This window comes from Streptomyces asoensis (assembly GCF_013085465.1).
GTDB lineage: Bacteria > Actinomycetota > Actinomycetes > Streptomycetales > Streptomycetaceae > Streptomyces > Streptomyces cacaoi_A.
The window spans coordinates 5,451,016-5,465,455 of record NZ_CP049838.1 but is presented as its reverse complement, the minus strand read 5'-3'; the positions used below and the strand labels follow the sequence as shown (position 1 = coordinate 5,465,455).

The following is a 14,440-nucleotide window of genomic DNA, read 5'->3' as shown; positions in this document are numbered from 1 at the left end:
ACCGTAGAGGCCGGAGCGCAACGGCAGCTTGGAGCACACCGTTTGGGTTTTCCTTAGACGCGCGCGCGGGTTCGAGAGCGGAATCGCGAGAGCACACCGTTTGTGATCTGCCATCGACACCGGCCAGGTGGAGCGGTCGGGAGAGGGAGCCGATCACTCACCCCCGCCCCCTGCTCCCTCAGTTGTTCCACGACTCGTCGTAAGGATCCCGTGGGGTCGGGGTCGGTGTGGCGGTGGTGACCTTGATGAAGGGGATCGGGCCGTTGTTGACCGGGTCGTGGGTGGTGCGAGAGGTGTAGGTACCGGTGATGGTCAGCCAGGTGTCCGGCTGGAGGACCGGGGGGATGTCGCCGGTCAGCCCGACCTTGACCGGCTGGGCGTCGGCGGCGCAGCAGTTGAGGGCCATGCGGACCAGGTAGGGCGTGCCCTCGTGGTCGAGGGCCACGAAGCCGGTGAGGCGGACCTCGCGGCCGGTGAGGGTGCGGCCGTGGTCGTACACGGCTCGGCCCGCGTAGTCGACGACGCTCAGCGGCAGCGGGTCCGTGGCGGGGAGGGACGGGTAGGCAAGGGGCTCCTGGAGGGCCGTGCCCGTGCGGGTCGCGCTGTACGAGCCCAGGGCCGGCGGGGCGACCAGGATCAGTGCCAGGAGGGGGAGGATCAGGAGCCAGGAGACCCGGGGTTCGGGGTGACTGTGTTCGGGGTGGGCGGGTCCGGGGTGGGCGTGTTCGGGGTGGGCGTGTTCGGGGTGGGCGTGTTCGGGGTGGGGGGCCGCGCCTGCCTTCCGCTGCTCCTGCTCGCGCTTCGCTTTCGTCCTGCGGTGCTCGTACCACGCCGTCGCCAGCGCCGTGACGATCAGGATCGCGCCGGATGCCAGGAGCAGCGGGCGCAGGCCCGCCTTGACGTAGCGGAGGTAGAGGTCGGTGGTGCCGGCGTGCAGCAGGGCCGCGCCGAGGAGGAAGAGGACGGCCGCCTGGGACTGTCGGTTCACAGCAGGACCCATCCCGTCAGGACCGCCGACGCGATGGCCAGCGCGAAGGTCGCCGGGGCGAAGCGCAGCGCGAAGCCCCGGCCGAAGGTGCCCGCCTGCATCGCGAACAGCTTGAGGTCGATCATCGGGCCGACCACCAGGAAGGCGAGCCGGGCCGTGAGGGAGAACTGGGTCAGGGACGCGGCGACGAACGCGTCCGCCTCGGAGCAGATGGAGAGGACCACCGCGAGGACGGCCAGCGTCAGGACGGCGACCGCCGGGTTCTCCGCGGCCGTGCGCAGCCAGCTCTCCGGGGCGACGGCCTTCAGGGTCGCCGCAGCCATCGCGCCCAGGACCAGGAAGCCGCCCGCGTGCATCACGTCGTGCCGGACCGAGTCCCAGAACGCGGCCCCCTTGGTCTCCCCCTCGTGCGGCGCGTGGGCCGGCAGACGCAGCCAGTCCGTGCGGCCCAGCCGTTGCCACAGCCAGCCCATCGCGCAGGCCACGAGCAGACTGGCGACGAAACGGGCCAGCACCATCTCGGGGTTGCGGGGGAAGGCCACGGCCGTCGCCGTCAGCACGATCGGGTTGATCGCCGGGGCGGAGAGCAGGAAGGCGAGGGCCGCGGCCGGGGTCACGCCCCGGCGGACCAGGGCGCCGGCCACCGGGACCGACGCGCACTCGCAGCCCGGCAGCAGCGCGCCCGCGACCCCGGCGACCGGGACGGCGAGCCCGGGGCGGGACGGCAGGGCGCGGGCGAAGAAGGAGGGCGGTACGTAGACCGCGATCGCCGCCGACAGCAGCACCCCCAGCACCAGGAACGGGAGGGCCTGCACCACCACCGCCACGAAGACCGTCGTCCAGCTCTGCATCACCGGGGCGGACAGCGCGCGGCGGATGGGGCTCTGCATGAGCACCATCAGGAGCAGCAGCATGGTCAGGACCAGGGGCGAGGTGAGACGCCTGGGCTCGTCGGGCGGCGCGGACGGTGCGGGTGGCGAGGGCGGTGCGGGCGGTGCCTGCGGTCCGTCCCGGCGGGCGCCCTCCTCGTGCGGGGCCGCTCTGGTGATGGCCACGGGTCGCGCACCTCCGGCTTCCGTGTTCTCCCTGATGCCTGTTTCTCGCATTCCCTCCCCTTTCATACGGGAGTTCCGTACGGGGTGTTCACTTCATCCGTGGAACCTCCCGCCCCGGTGAGGCAGTCTTCTCCCTCGTGGGGAGCGTTCCGAATCAGGGTCAGCCGCCGGGCACCGCCGGCGCGCACATGGTGGTGTGCGGTGACGACGGTCTGGCGCACCGCCTCGCCGCCGAGCTGCGGGGGGTGTACGAGGAGCAGGTCACGCTCGTCGTGCCGCCCGCCGAACGGACGGCACGGCCGCCGGTCGTGGGGCGGGCCCGCGCCGTGTCGGCGGCGCTGCTCGACCGGGTGGTGAGCGCGGCCGTCAACCGGGCGGCGGGCAACGGCACGCCCACCGCCCCGAGCGAACCCGCGAGCGGTCAGCGGACGTTGGAGGCCGTGGAGGCCACCGAGGCCGTGCTCGCCGAGGCGGGTGTGGAGCGGGCCGCCGCGCTGGCGCTCGTGTACGACGACGACGAGACCAACATCCGTGCCGCCCTCACCGCCCGCCGGCTCAACCCCCGGCTGCGGCTCGTCCTGCGGCTCTACAACCGGCGGTTGGGCCAGCACATCGAGGAACTCCTCGACCAGGCGGCCGCGTTGGCCACCGGAGGCGCACCGGGGGACGGGGCGGCGAGCGACGCCTCGACCACCGTCCTGTCCGACGCGGACACCGCCGCACCCGCACTGGCCGCGACCGCCGTCGTCGGCACCAGCAAGGTCGTCCAGACGGACGGACTGCTGCTGCGGGCCGTGGAACGGCTGCCGGCCGAGCCCGGGGGGCCCGACCTGCCGGGCCTGCCCACGCTCGCACTGCTCTCCGCGAACGCCAACGACCCGGCCTTCGCGGACGGTTCCGAGGCCAGCGGTGAGCAGGGCCCGCTGCTGCTGCCCGACGCGGCGGCGGTGCGGGACGCGGCCGGGCGGCGCGGGTCGGTGGTGCTGGAGCAGGTGTCGTACTCCGCCGGGTCCGCGCTGCCGGCCGGGCGGGGGGTGGGGATGGTGCCGTCGTTCGCCTCCCTCTTCTCGCGGCGACTGCGGTTCTCGTTGGCCGGGCTGGTGGCGTGCGTGTTCGCGCTGGCGGTGGCGTTGTGGCTGGCGACCGGCATCCATCCGCTGGGGGCCCTGTACCTGACGCTGCTGGACCTGTTCTCCATCAACGACCCGGCCATCGGCTCGAGCACCGACCGCCAGATCCTCCAACTCCTCTCCGGGCTGGTGGGGTTGCTGTTGCTACCGGTGCTGCTGGCGGCGGTACTGGAGGCGCTCGGGACGTTCCGCGGGGCGGGGGCGTTGCGCCGGCCTCCTCGGGGGCTCGGCGGGCACGTCGTACTGCTCGGGCTGGGCAAGATCGGCACCCGGGTACTGATCCGCCTGCGCGAGCTGAACATCCCCGTGGTCTGCGTCGAGGCGGGACCCGAGGCACGCGGCCTGGCGGTGGCCCGACGGCTACGGGTACCGGTCGTCCTGGGCGACGTCACCCAGGAGGGCGTGCTGGAAGCCGCGAAGATCCACCGCGCGCACGCACTACTGGCGGTGACCAGCTCCGACACCACCAACCTCGAAGCGGCCCTCTACGCACGCTCGCTGCGCCCCGACCTACGGGTGGTACTCCGCCTGTACGACGACGACTTCGCCACCGCCGTGTACCGCACCCTGCGAGCCGCCCATCCCCAGGCCCTGACCCGGAGCCGAAGCGTGTCGCACCTGTCGGCGCCGTCGTTCGCCGGGGCGATGATGGGGCGGCAGATCCTGGGGGCGATCCCGGTGGAGCGGCGGGTGTTGCTGTTCGCCGCGCTGCAAGTCGGGGGGCATGCGCAGTTGGAGGGCAAGACGGTCGGGGAGGCGTTTCGGGCGGGGTACTGGCGGGTGTTGGCGCTGGACACGGGGCGGGAGCGGCAGGGCGGGTCGGGGCTGGTGTGGGATCTGCCGGACACGTATGTCCTGCGGGGCTCGGACCGGGTGGTGCTGGCCGCCACCCGGCGGGGGCTGGCGGAGCTGCTGCGGCGCAGGCGGCGAGGAGGGCCGGGGGCGTAGGCCCCCCGGGCGGGATGGGTGGATGGGTGGATCGGTGGATGGGGGGATGGGGGGATGGGGGGCGAGGATGTCTCGCCCCCCACCTCCTACCGAAGGTGTCGTTCCGCGAACTCCAGTTCCAGTCGGACCTGCTTGATCCGCTCGTCCACCACCAGCGAGCCGTGTCCCGCGTCGTAGCGGTACACCTCGTGCACCGCTCCCCTCTCCTCCAGGCGCCTGACGTAGTTGTCGATCTGGCGGATGGGGCAGCGGGGGTCGTTCACCCCGGCCGAGATGTAGACGGGGGCCCGCACCTTGTCGACGTACGTCAGCGGGGACGAGGCCTCGAAGCGCTCCGGGACCTCCTCCGGGGTGCCGCCGAGCAGCGTGCGGTCCATCGCCTTCAGGGCCTCCATCTCGTCGTGGTAGGCCGTGACGTAGTCGGCGACGGGGACGGCCGCGATGCCCACGGTCCACGCGTCGGGCTGGGCGCCGAGGCCCAGGAGGGTGAGGTAGCCGCCCCAGGAGCCGCCGGTGAGGATCAGCCGTGCGGGGTCGGCGAGGCCCGAGCTCACCGCCCATTCCCGGACCGCCTCGATGTCCTCGAGCTCGATCAGGCCCACCCGGTGCTTCAGGGCGTCCGTCCAGGCGCGGCCGTAGCCGGTGGAGCCGCGGTAGTTGACGCGGACGACCGCGTAGCCGTGGTCCACCCAGGCCGCCGGGGCCGCCGCGAAGGCGTCGCTGTCGTGCCAGGTCGGGCCGCCGTGGATGTCGAAGACGGTGGGCAGCGGGCCGGTGGCGCCGGCGGGCCGCTGGACCAGTGCGTGGATGCGGCCGCCGGGGCCCTCCACCCACACGTCCTCCACCGGGACCGAGCCGGGGGACTTCATGCCGGGCGGGTCCAGGACCACTTCGCCGGTCGTCGAGCGGACCGCCGGCGGCCGGGCCGCGGACGACCACAGGTACTCCACGCTGCCGTCCGGACGGGCCGTGGCCCCGGAGACCGTGCCCGGCGGGGTGGTGATCCGCTCCAGCGCGGCGCTCGCTAGGTCGTAGCGGAACAGTTCGCTGCGGGCCTCGAAGCTGTGCACGATGAGCAGGCCCGAGCCGTCCGGGTACCACTCGGCGCTGACGTCGCCCGGCAGGTCCAGGTCCAGGTCCGTCTCCGTGCCCGTCGCCACGTCCCAGACCAGGGGCTCCCAGCGGCCGCGGCGCTGGTGGCCGATCAGCAGCCGGGTGTCGCCGTCGACCGGGGCGAAGCCCAGCACCTCCAGGCCCAGCTCCTCGACGCCGCCCTTGGTGTCGTCCAGCTCGGCGACCTTCGAGCCGTCGGGGCGCAGGACCCGCAGCGCGGAGTGCATCGCGTCGCCGTGCTCGGTGTGCTCGACGGCGATGAGGGAGCCGTCGTGGGAGAGGTCGCCCACGCCCGCCGACTCCCGGTGGCGGTACAGCTCGAAGGGGGGCTCGCCGACCCGCGCCACGTGGATCGTCGTGCCCTCCTCGTCCGTGGAGCGGCCGACCACCGCGGTACGGCCGTCGCGGCCGAGGGCCAGGCCCGCCGGGTAGGAGGCGTCCAGGCCCGGGGTGGCGGGCTCGTCGGCTCCGCCGCCGAAGGGCTGACGGCGCCAGACGCCGAACTCGTCGCCGTCCTTGTCGTCGAACCACCAGATCCACGCGCCGTCCGGGGTGAGCACGCCGTCCGTCGTGCCGTTGGCCCGGTCGGTCACCTGGCGCTGGTGGCCCGTGGCCCGGTCCCAGGCGTACAGCTCGTACGTCCCCGTCGCATTGGAAACGAACAGGGCGCGGTCCGGCGCGTCCTCCGCCCAGTCGGGCAGCGACACCCGGGGCGCCCGGAAGCGCTTCTCCCAGTCCGGCATCTCCTCGTACTGCTCGGGTGCGGCGGACCCGTTGCTCTCAGTCATGACCCCATATTGCCCGCCCGCGACGACGTTGGGACGCCAAGGTCCCCAGGCTGTGGATAACTTCCCACCGACTTCGCACCTCCCTCCCACCAATGAGCCCCACCCGAGCCCACCCGAGCCTCACCCCGCGGGTGGGCGCCCCGCGCCCGCCCCGTACCGTGGAGGGCGTGTACCGGTTCCTGCTGACGCCCCGCTGGTGGGGGATCAACGTCTTCGTGCTGCTGGCCATCCCCTTCTGCGTGTTCATGGGGTCCTGGCAGCTGAGCCGGTTCGAGGCGCGGGTGGACGACCACCGCAGCGCGAAGGAACTGGCCGAGTCCGCCCGTACCGAGGCCGCGCGACCGCTGGCCGAGCTGCTGCCCGTGGACAAGGCGACCTCCGGCCGGCGCACCACCGCCACCGGGCACTACGGCAAGCAGTTGCTGGTGCCCGACCGGCAGCTGGACGGCAGGGACGGGTACTACGTGCTGACCCTGCTGCGCACGGACGGCGGCAAGGCGCTGCCCGTGGTGCGCGGCTGGCTGCCCGGCAGCGCCGACTCCGCGAAGGCCCCGAAGCCACCGGCCGGCCAGGTCACCGTCACCGGCACGCTCCAGGCCTCGGAGACACCGGGCGACAACGGGGTGAGCGCACAGGGCGGTCTGCCGGCCGGGCAGACCTCGGCGATCAGCGCCGCGTCGCTGGTCAACCTGGTGCCGTACGACCTCTACGACGCCTGGGTCACGCTCGACACCGCCGACTCGGGGATGACGGCGGTGCCCGCGACCGCGGCGGCCGACACGGGGCTCGATCTGAAGGCGTTCCAGAACCTGGGCTACACCGGCGAGTGGTTCGTCTTCGCCGGGTTCGTGGTGTTCATGTGGTTCCGGCTACTGCGCCGCGAGGTGGAGTTCGCGCGGGACGCGGAGCTCGGCATCCTCCCGGAGGAGCCCGGGGAATCCGAGGGCCCCGGGGAATCCGAGGGGCCCGGGGAGTCCGAGGAGCCCGGCGCCGGATCGACCGATCGCCACGATCGGGTTCAGGAAGACGCCAGCACGCCCGTCCGGTAGATCGTCCCCGCGCACGCGCCGGACACCGTGGCCACGCTCGTCGGAGAGCCGCTCTCGGCCGTGTAGGACACGTTCACACTGCCTTCGACCGTGCCGTCCTCGGTGTACATCTGGGCCGAGGTGCCGGAGGTGGTCTCGCCGGTCGTGCTCGACTGCTCGGTCGGGGTCGGGGAGGGGGACGCCGAGCCGCCGCTGTCGCCGCCGCTGCTGCCGCCCGTGGTGGGGCAGGTCTCGGAGGGCACCCAGGCGAACTTGACCTCGTAGGCCGAGCCGGGGGCGAGCGCGTGCTGGGTGACGTAGAGGGAGGGGTCGGGCAGGCCGGCCGCCGCGTCGCCGGAGGCGTGTTCCACGACGGTGATCTTCGAGGCGTCGGCGGCGCCCTGGGCGCCGAACGTCACGTCGACGGCGCCGCTCACGGTGCAGGTGGCGCTGGAGGCGTTCTGGACGAGGAAGGTGCCGTAGACGGTGCCGGCCGAGTCGGGGACGTCGACGCCGGGAGTACCGGCCTCGAGCTGGTCCGCCGCGCAGGCGGGCGCGCTCGCCGCGGACTCGGAGGTGGGTCCGGTACCGCTGGAGGCGGTGCCGCCCGCGGACTCCTTGCCCTGGCCGGAGTCGGTGGCGCCACCCTTGCCCTGCTCACCGGTCTTGCCGGAAGAACCGCCGACCTTGCCCGAGGAGCCGCCGTCGGGGTTCTTGCCCTGATCCGTGCCCCCCTGCGCCTGTGAGGCCTGGCCGGCGATGGAAGGGTTGGCGTCGGAGCCGCCGGCGTTCGAGACGTGCAGCACGGCGGGGACGGCGGTGCCGAGGAAGAGGGCCGCGGCCGCCATGCCGACGGCCGCCTGCCGCTTGCGGGCCCGCCGGACGGGAACGGCCCGCCGCAGGTGGTCCAGCGAGCCGTCGCGCGGCTCCATCTCCTGGACGGCGTCGTGCAGCATCCGGCGCAGTGCCAGCTCGTCCGAGTCGAGCCCGTCGGGGCTCTGGTCGTCGAGGTGGTGGTTCACGGTTGAGTTCCCAGCGTGCGATTGCTTCGGCTCTTGTGTACGCGACGAGGACGTCGGCTCGTGCCACGCGAACGGCTCGTGGCGCTCGTGACTGTCGTGACCGCCGTGCGAGCCCTGCCCTTCGGCTTCTCCGCTCACGCCGGCGCCTCCATGGCTATGCGCAGGGCGGCGATGCCGCGCGAGCCGTAGGCCTTGACCGAGCCGAGGGAGATGCCGAGGGTCGCGGCGACCTGGGCCTCGGTCATGTCGGCGAAGTAGCGCAGCACGAGGACCTCGCGCTGCCGGCGCTGAAGGCCCTTCATCGCCTTGATGAGCGAGTCGCGCTCCAGCTGGTCATAGGCGCCCTCCTCCGCACTGGCCATGTCCGGCATCGGCTTGGAGAGCAGCTTCAGGCCGAGGATGCGGCGGCGCAGGGCGGAGCGGGAGAGGTTGACGACCGTCTGACGCAGGTAGGCCAGGGTCTTCTCCGGGTCGCGGACGCGTTTGCGCGCGGAGTGGACGCGGATGAAGGCCTCCTGGACGACGTCCTCGCAGGAGGCGGTGTCGTCGAGAAGGAGGGCGGCGAGACCGAGCAGCGAGCGGTAGTGGGCCCGGTAGGTCTCGGTGAGGTGGTCGACGGTGGTGCCGGCCGCCTCGGCGTTCTCGGCGGCGACGGTCACTTCAGCGGCTTCGGCGGCTTCGGCGCCGTCACGCTGGCTGGGGACGCGGGCGGGCCGCGCTGCGGGCATGGGCGCGATCACCGGCATGCCGCCGGGCGTGCCGGGCATACGGGGTCGGAGGACGGCTCGCGGCGGCCGAAAGGCCGCGCCGCGGGGCGCCACTGGGAGTTCGAGTACCTCTGCCACGCCAGTTGGACACACTTCCCCCCGTGGGGGTTGTACGCGTCCGGCGTCACTTTTGCGTCGACCAAGGCCCCGCGCACCCGTCTCATGTGTCCCGCTCTTCCCCTATATGCCATATGAACGGGCGTCCCCACGCCCAGATCACCGCGTCCCCGAACGCTGTGATCGTTCACACGTCTGCGCACACCCCGGAGGGTGACAGCAAAGACGCTCCCCGCCCTGCGCACGGTTGCGGAGAGCGGGGAGGAAAATCTTCGGATGCCAAAGGTGTCCGATACAAGTGGTTCGGACCAACGACCGGCTCACATTGCACTGGAGATCCTACAAACCCACCAAGCCCTGGCCAGCGCTTTTACTTCCGGTAGCACCTCACCGCACGCCGGTTCGGCCACCTCACGACAGCTCGGCCGCCACCAGCTCCGCGATCTGCGCGGTGTTCAGCGCGGCCCCCTTGCGCAGATTGTCCCCGCACACGAACAGCTCGAGCGCCGTCGGGTCGTCGAGGGCCCGCCGCACCCGGCCCACCCAGGTCGGGTCGGTGCCGACCACGTCGGCGGGCGTGGGGAACTCCCCCGCCGCCGGGTTGTCGAAGAGGACGACACCGGGCGCCGTCGCGATGATCTCGCGGGCGCCCTCCACGGTGACCTTGTCCTGGAACCGGGCGTGCACGGTGAGGGAGTGCGTGGTGACCACCGGGACGCGCACACAGGTCACGGCCACCGGCAGCTTCGGCAGCCCGAGGATCTTGCGGGACTCGTCCCGCACCTTCATCTCCTCCGACGACCAGCCGTCCGCGCGCAGCGACCCGGCCCACGGGACGACGTTCAGCGCCACCGGCTCCGGGAACGGCCCGGTGTCGTCGCCGACGGCCCGCCGCAGGTCACCGGGGCCGGTCCCCAGCTCGGTGCCGGCGACCAGCGCGATCTGCCGCCGCAGCGTCTCCACCCCGGCCCGCCCGGCCCCGCTCACCGCCTGGTACGACGACACCACCAGCTCGCGCAGCCCGTACTCGGCGTGCAGCGCGCCCAGGGCGACGATCATCGACAGCGTCGTGCAGTTGGGGTTGGCGACGATCCCGCGCGGCCGGGTGCGCAGCGCGTGCGCGTTGACCTCGGGGACGACCAGCGGCACCTCCGGGTCCATCCGGAAGGCGCCGGAGTTGTCGACGACGACCACGCCCTTGGCGGCGGCGACCGGCGCCCAGTGCGCCGCGACCTCGTCGGGCACGTCGAACATGGCGACGTCGACCCCGTCGAAGGCCTCCTCCGACAGAGCCACCACCTCGACCTCCTCGCCGCGCACGGCCAGCTTGCGGCCGGCCGAGCGCGGGGAGGCGATCAGGCGGATCTCGCCCCAGATATCGGCCCGCTGGGACAGGATCCCGAGCATGACCGTGCCGACGGCCCCGGTCGCTCCCACGACCGCGAGGGTCGGCCGCACCTTGTCGGCCATCAGCGGCCGGTGCCCCCGTAGACGACGGCCTCGTCGCTGTCGGAGTCGAGCCCGAAGGCGGTGTGCACGGCGCGCACGGCCTCGTTGACGTCGTCGGCGCGCGTCACGACCGAGATGCGGATCTCGGAGGTCGAGATCAGCTCGATGTTCACGCCCGCGTCGGCCAGGGCCTTGAAGAAGTCCGCCGTGACGCCCGGGTTGGTCTTCATCCCGGCGCCGACCAGCGAGATCTTGCCGATCTGGTCGTCGTAGCGCAGCGAGTCGAAGCCGATGCCGGCCTTGTTCTTCTCCAGGGCGTCGATGGCCTTGCGGCCCTCGGCCTTGGGAAGCGTGAAGGAGATGTCCGTCAGGCCGGTCGAGGCCGCCGACACGTTCTGCACGATCATGTCGATGTTGATCTCGGCGTCGGAGATCGTACGGAAGATCGCGGCCGCCTCGCCCGGCTTGTCCGGCACACCGACGACCGTGACCTTGGCCTCGGAGGTGTCGTGCGCGACACCGGAGATGATGGCCTGCTCCACCGGCTTTTCCCCTTGCTGCTGTGTCTTCTGAACGAGTGGCTGACTGCTGACCCACGTGCCCTGGAGTCCACTGAAGGACGAACGGACGTGGATCGGGATGTTGTAGCGGCGGGCGTACTCCACACAGCGGTGGAGCAGCACCTTGGAACCGGAGGCCGCGAGCTCCAGCATGTCCTCGAAGGCGATCCAGTCGATCTTCTGTGCCTTCTTCACCACGCGCGGGTCGGCGGTGAACACGCCGTCCACGTCGGTGTAGATCTCGCAGACCTCGGCGTCGAGCGCGGCGGCGAGGGCGACGGCCGTGGTGTCGGACCCGCCACGCCCCAGCGTGGTGATGTCCTTCTTGTCCTGGCTGACACCCTGGAACCCGGCGACGATGGCGATGTTGCCCTCGTCCAGCGCGGTCCGGATGCGCCCCGGCGTGACGTCGATGATCCGGGCTTTGTTGTGAACCGAGTCGGTGATGACGCCTGCCTGGCTGCCGGTGAACGACTGGGCGCTGTGGCCCAGGTTCTTGATCGCCATCGCCAGCAGGGCCATGGAGATCCGCTCTCCGGCGGTCAGCAGCATGTCGAATTCCCGGCCGCTGGGCATCGGTGACACCTGCTCGGCGAGATCGATCAGCTCGTCCGTCGTGTCGCCCATCGCGGAAACGACGACGACCACCTGGTGGCCGTTCTTCTTCGCTTCCACGATCCGCTTGGCGACGCGCTTGATGCCCTCGGCATCGGCTACGGAGGAACCTCCGTACTTCTGCACGACAAGGCCCACGTGCGCTCCTCGCTCAGTTTGTCTGTTTCCGCACATACGCCCTCGTACTGCGGGTCGGCTCAGTCTAACGAGCGCCCGAAAACCACCTCCCGAGTACCGCATGGTGAGACTCGGCGAGACTCGCGGAAGAGGCCGGAAAGAGGTCCGGACGCCCGTCGTCGGGTCTTCCCTGCCCACTGACGCCGAAGTGATAGCTGTGAATTAAGTTTCAAGCACTATCGTGCGGCTGTGCACGTACTCCTGGTGGAAGACGACGAACCGGTCGCCGAGTCGCTGCGACGCGGACTGAAGCGCTACGGCTTCGAGGTCGACTGGGTCACCACGGGCGCCGCCGCGCTCGCCCACTCCGACCCCTACGACGTCGTCCTGCTGGACCTGGGCCTGCCCGACACCGACGGCCTCGACGTGTGCAGGGCCCTGCGCGAGCGCGGCGACGTCCCGATCATCGTGATCAGCGCCCGCAGCGACGAGACGGACCGGGTGGTCGGCCTGGAGCTGGGCGCCGACGACTACGTGTCCAAGCCGTTCGGGGTGCGGGAGGTCATCGCGCGAATACGAGCGGTGATGCGGCGCGTGCGGCCGCGTACGGCGGAGGAGGGCACGGCCGGCGGCGCGGACCGCTACGGCTCCCGGCTGACCGTCGACCGCAAGGCGGCCCGCGTCCACGTGGACGGCGAGGAGATCGCGCTCGCGCCGAAGGAGTACGACCTGCTGTCCTTCCTCACCGAGGAGCCGGGCGCGCTGATGTCGCGCGAGCAGATCATGGAAGCGGTCTGGGACGCGAACTGGTTCGGGCCGACGAAGACGCTGGACGTGCACGTGGCGGCGCTGCGGCGGAAGTTCGCCGGGGTCATCGCCATCGAGGCGGTGCGAGGGGTGGGCTTCCGGCTGGAGATCGTCGGCGGGACCGCTCCCGGCCCGACCGGCCCGGCGTCATGATCAAGCAACTCATCCGCAGCTATGTGCTGCTGGTCGCCGTCGCCATCCTGCTGTTCACCGTGCCGGTGGCCTTCACCCTCACCGCCCAGTTGCGCGGCGACACCGAGGTGTCCATCGAACGCGAGGCGACCACCATGGCGCTGCTGCTGGGCAACGGCGACACCGCCTCCTGCCAGGCGCTGGAGGAGATGGCCAGGGCGTACGCCGAGGAGACCGAGGACGAGGTGCAGGCCACCACCACCGCCCGGTGCGCGCCGGCGCTGCCCCGCCCCGAGCGGGACGCGGCGCTGGCCAGGGCGCTGGAGCAGGGCCGGCCGACCACCGACTGGGGGTCGGACTTCATCTGGGGCCGCGACCTGGTGATCACCGTCCCCGCGAAGGACGACGGCCAGGTCGTCGGCGCCGTAAGGATCGTCTACTCGACCTCGGGACTCACCCACAGGTTGTGGACGATCTGGGGGTTCCGGGCGGGCCTCGCCGTGGCGGTGCTCGGCGTGGCCGCGCTGATCGGCGCGGTCGTCGCCCGCCGCATCACCCGCCCCCTGCGCCAGCTGAACGACATGGCGAGCAAGTTCAGCGACGGCGACCTGACCGCCCGCTCCCCCGTGACGGGCCCCCAGGAGACCCAGACCCTGGCCCGCACCCTCAACCAGGCCGGCGAACGCCTCGACACGCTGATCGCCTCGCAGCGCATCTTCGTGGCGGACGCCTCGCACCAGCTGAGGACCCCGCTGACGGCGCTCCGCCTCTCCCTGGACAACATCGCGGACGGTGTCGACGACGAGTTCGTGCGGGAGGACGTGGAGCAGGCCACCGCCGAGGTGGTGCGGATGAGCCGGCTGGTCAACGGCCTGCTGGTGCTGGCCCGGGCCGAGGCCAAGGTGACGGCGGCGGAACCGCTGTCCCTGACGGACATCGTGGCGGAACGCCTGTCGGTGTGGAGGCCGGCCGCCGACGAGCGCGGAGTCACCATCGCGCTCAGGGGGAGTGTTGTCGACGACCGGCCGTCTGTGCTGGCCAGCCCCGGTCATCTGGACCAGGTGCTGGACAACGTGCTCTCGAACGCCCTGGAGGTGTCACCCGACGGAGGGGAGATCACCGTCCGGACGCACGCGGAGGGCGACCGGGTGGTGCTGTCGGTCCTCGACGACGGTCCGGGCATGTCCGACGCGGAGAAGTCCCGCGCCTTCGACCGCTTCTGGCGCGGCCAGGGCCTCACCGGTCGCTCCGGTTCCGGCCTCGGCCTCGCCGTCGTCAAACAGCTGGTGACGGACGACGGCGGGACGGTGACCCTGACGGACGCTCCCGGGGGCGGCCTCTCGGTGAGGATCAGCCTTCGGGCATCGCGGACGAGTGGTGGTTGACGATCTTCCACACTCCGTCGCGCTTCTCGTACTCGTAGGTGTAACGGGCCTCGACGACGCGCTTCTTGCCGGTGTCGTGGTCGGTGAGCGTGAACTCGTAGACGCCGGTGTCGATGGCGGAGTCACTGTCGAGGACGTTGACGATCGTCCGGACCTTCTTGCCGACCGGCTTGTTCTGGAGGAAGTGCTCGAAGTAGTCGACGATGCCGGCGCGGTCGGTGCGGACCTTGTTGGAGACGGTGGGCAGCAGGACCGCGTCCTTGGCGTAGCGGTCCGCGACGATCTCAGCGTCACCGGTCCGCAGCGCGGCGTTCCAGCCGTCGAAGAGGGCGGCGATCTGCTTCTTGGTGGGCTTCGAGGGCTTCTCGGAGCCGGCCGCACTGACTCCGACCGACACCGTGGCGGCGGTGACGACGGCGGTGGCGGTGACGAGGGCGGCGCGTATGCGGGTCTTGCGGGTCATCGCAACTCCTGTGCGG

At 71.8% G+C, this 14,440-nt stretch carries 12 protein-coding genes; 4 read left to right on the top strand and 8 right to left on the bottom strand.

Going from position 1 to position 14,440, the window contains the following annotated elements:
• Positions 1-178: 178 nt before the first annotated feature.
• Both G9272_RS24445 and G9272_RS24440 read right to left on the bottom strand, forming a co-directional pair.
• A complete protein-coding gene (locus G9272_RS24445) occupies positions 179-988 on the bottom strand; it encodes a TIGR03943 family putative permease subunit (protein WP_171398546.1) in 810 nt (269 codons plus the stop codon).
• On the bottom strand, positions 985-2,043 hold the full coding sequence (locus G9272_RS24440) for a permease (RefSeq protein WP_171398545.1): 1,059 nt from the start codon (positions 2,041-2,043) through the stop codon (positions 985-987). Before G9272_RS24440 ends, G9272_RS24445 begins: the two co-directional genes overlap by 4 nt.
• 188 nt (positions 2,044-2,231) lie before the next feature.
• On the opposite strand from G9272_RS24440, the gene G9272_RS24435 reads away from it, so the two are divergent.
• Positions 2,232-4,121, top strand: a complete 1,890-nt coding sequence (locus tag G9272_RS24435) for an NAD-binding protein (protein ID WP_171402150.1) — start codon at positions 2,232-2,234, stop codon at positions 4,119-4,121.
• 86 nt (positions 4,122-4,207) lie between these two features.
• Here G9272_RS24435 and G9272_RS24430 read toward each other — a convergent pair whose 3' ends face one another.
• Positions 4,208-6,022 (bottom strand): S9 family peptidase, encoded by a 1,815-nt coding sequence (locus G9272_RS24430; protein WP_171398544.1) that lies wholly within the window; start codon positions 6,020-6,022, stop codon positions 4,208-4,210.
• Positions 6,023-6,189: 167 nt separating this feature from the next.
• Here G9272_RS24430 and G9272_RS24425 point away from each other — a divergent pair, with 167 nt between their 5' ends.
• Positions 6,190-7,071, top strand: a complete 882-nt coding sequence (locus G9272_RS24425; RefSeq protein WP_171402149.1) for an SURF1 family protein — start codon at positions 6,190-6,192, stop codon at positions 7,069-7,071.
• On the opposite strand, the gene G9272_RS24420 is transcribed toward G9272_RS24425, so the two are convergent.
• The 4 genes from G9272_RS24420 to G9272_RS24405 form a co-directional block, all read right to left on the bottom strand.
• Positions 7,041-8,072 (bottom strand): hypothetical protein, encoded by a 1,032-nt coding sequence (locus tag G9272_RS24420; protein ID WP_171398543.1) that lies wholly within the window; start codon positions 8,070-8,072, stop codon positions 7,041-7,043. The two genes, G9272_RS24425 and G9272_RS24420, sit on opposite strands and share 31 nt — an antisense overlap.
• 134 nt (positions 8,073-8,206) lie before the next feature.
• Complete coding sequence (locus G9272_RS24415; protein ID WP_253267926.1) at positions 8,207-8,839, bottom strand: SigE family RNA polymerase sigma factor; 633 nt, start codon at positions 8,837-8,839, stop codon at positions 8,207-8,209.
• A 468-nt stretch (positions 8,840-9,307) separates the two neighbouring features.
• Positions 9,308-10,366 (bottom strand): aspartate-semialdehyde dehydrogenase, encoded by a 1,059-nt coding sequence (locus G9272_RS24410; protein ID WP_171398541.1) that lies wholly within the window; start codon positions 10,364-10,366, stop codon positions 9,308-9,310.
• Positions 10,366-11,658 (bottom strand): aspartate kinase, encoded by a 1,293-nt coding sequence (locus G9272_RS24405; protein ID WP_171398540.1) that lies wholly within the window; start codon positions 11,656-11,658, stop codon positions 10,366-10,368. Before G9272_RS24405 ends, G9272_RS24410 begins: the two co-directional genes overlap by 1 nt.
• A gap of 228 nt (positions 11,659-11,886) precedes the next feature.
• Here G9272_RS24405 and G9272_RS24400 point away from each other — a divergent pair, with 228 nt between their 5' ends.
• Both G9272_RS24400 and G9272_RS24395 read left to right on the top strand, forming a co-directional pair.
• Positions 11,887-12,597, top strand: coding sequence for a response regulator transcription factor (locus G9272_RS24400; RefSeq protein WP_171398539.1), 711 nt, complete (start codon positions 11,887-11,889; stop codon positions 12,595-12,597).
• Complete coding sequence (locus G9272_RS24395; RefSeq protein WP_171398538.1) at positions 12,594-13,961, top strand: sensor histidine kinase; 1,368 nt, start codon at positions 12,594-12,596, stop codon at positions 13,959-13,961. The genes G9272_RS24400 and G9272_RS24395 overlap by 4 nt, the downstream gene beginning before the upstream one ends.
• Here G9272_RS24395 and G9272_RS24390 read toward each other — a convergent pair.
• Positions 13,927-14,424, bottom strand: coding sequence for an SgcJ/EcaC family oxidoreductase (locus G9272_RS24390; protein ID WP_171398537.1), 498 nt, complete (start codon positions 14,422-14,424; stop codon positions 13,927-13,929). The genes G9272_RS24395 and G9272_RS24390 overlap by 35 nt on opposite strands.
• Between the last annotated feature and the right edge of the window lie 16 nt (positions 14,425-14,440).

What these genes read in the sequence shown, in the direction of transcription:
- G9272_RS24430 (WP_171398544.1), bottom strand. Translation starts at nt 6,022, where the DNA reads ATGACTGAGAGCAACGGGTCCGCCGCACCCGAGCAGTACGAGGAGATG.
- G9272_RS24395 (WP_171398538.1), top strand. Translation starts at nt 12,594, where the DNA reads ATGATCAAGCAACTCATCCGCAGCTATGTGCTGCTGGTCGCCGTCGCC.
- G9272_RS24435 (WP_171402150.1), top strand. Translation starts at nt 2,232, where the DNA reads ATGGTGGTGTGCGGTGACGACGGTCTGGCGCACCGCCTCGCCGCCGAG.
- G9272_RS24415 (WP_253267926.1), bottom strand. Translation starts at nt 8,839, where the DNA reads ATGCCCGGCACGCCCGGCGGCATGCCGGTGATCGCGCCCATGCCCGCA.
- G9272_RS24390 (WP_171398537.1), bottom strand. Translation starts at nt 14,424, where the DNA reads ATGACCCGCAAGACCCGCATACGCGCCGCCCTCGTCACCGCCACCGCC.
- G9272_RS24410 (WP_171398541.1), bottom strand. Translation starts at nt 10,366, where the DNA reads ATGGCCGACAAGGTGCGGCCGACCCTCGCGGTCGTGGGAGCGACCGGG.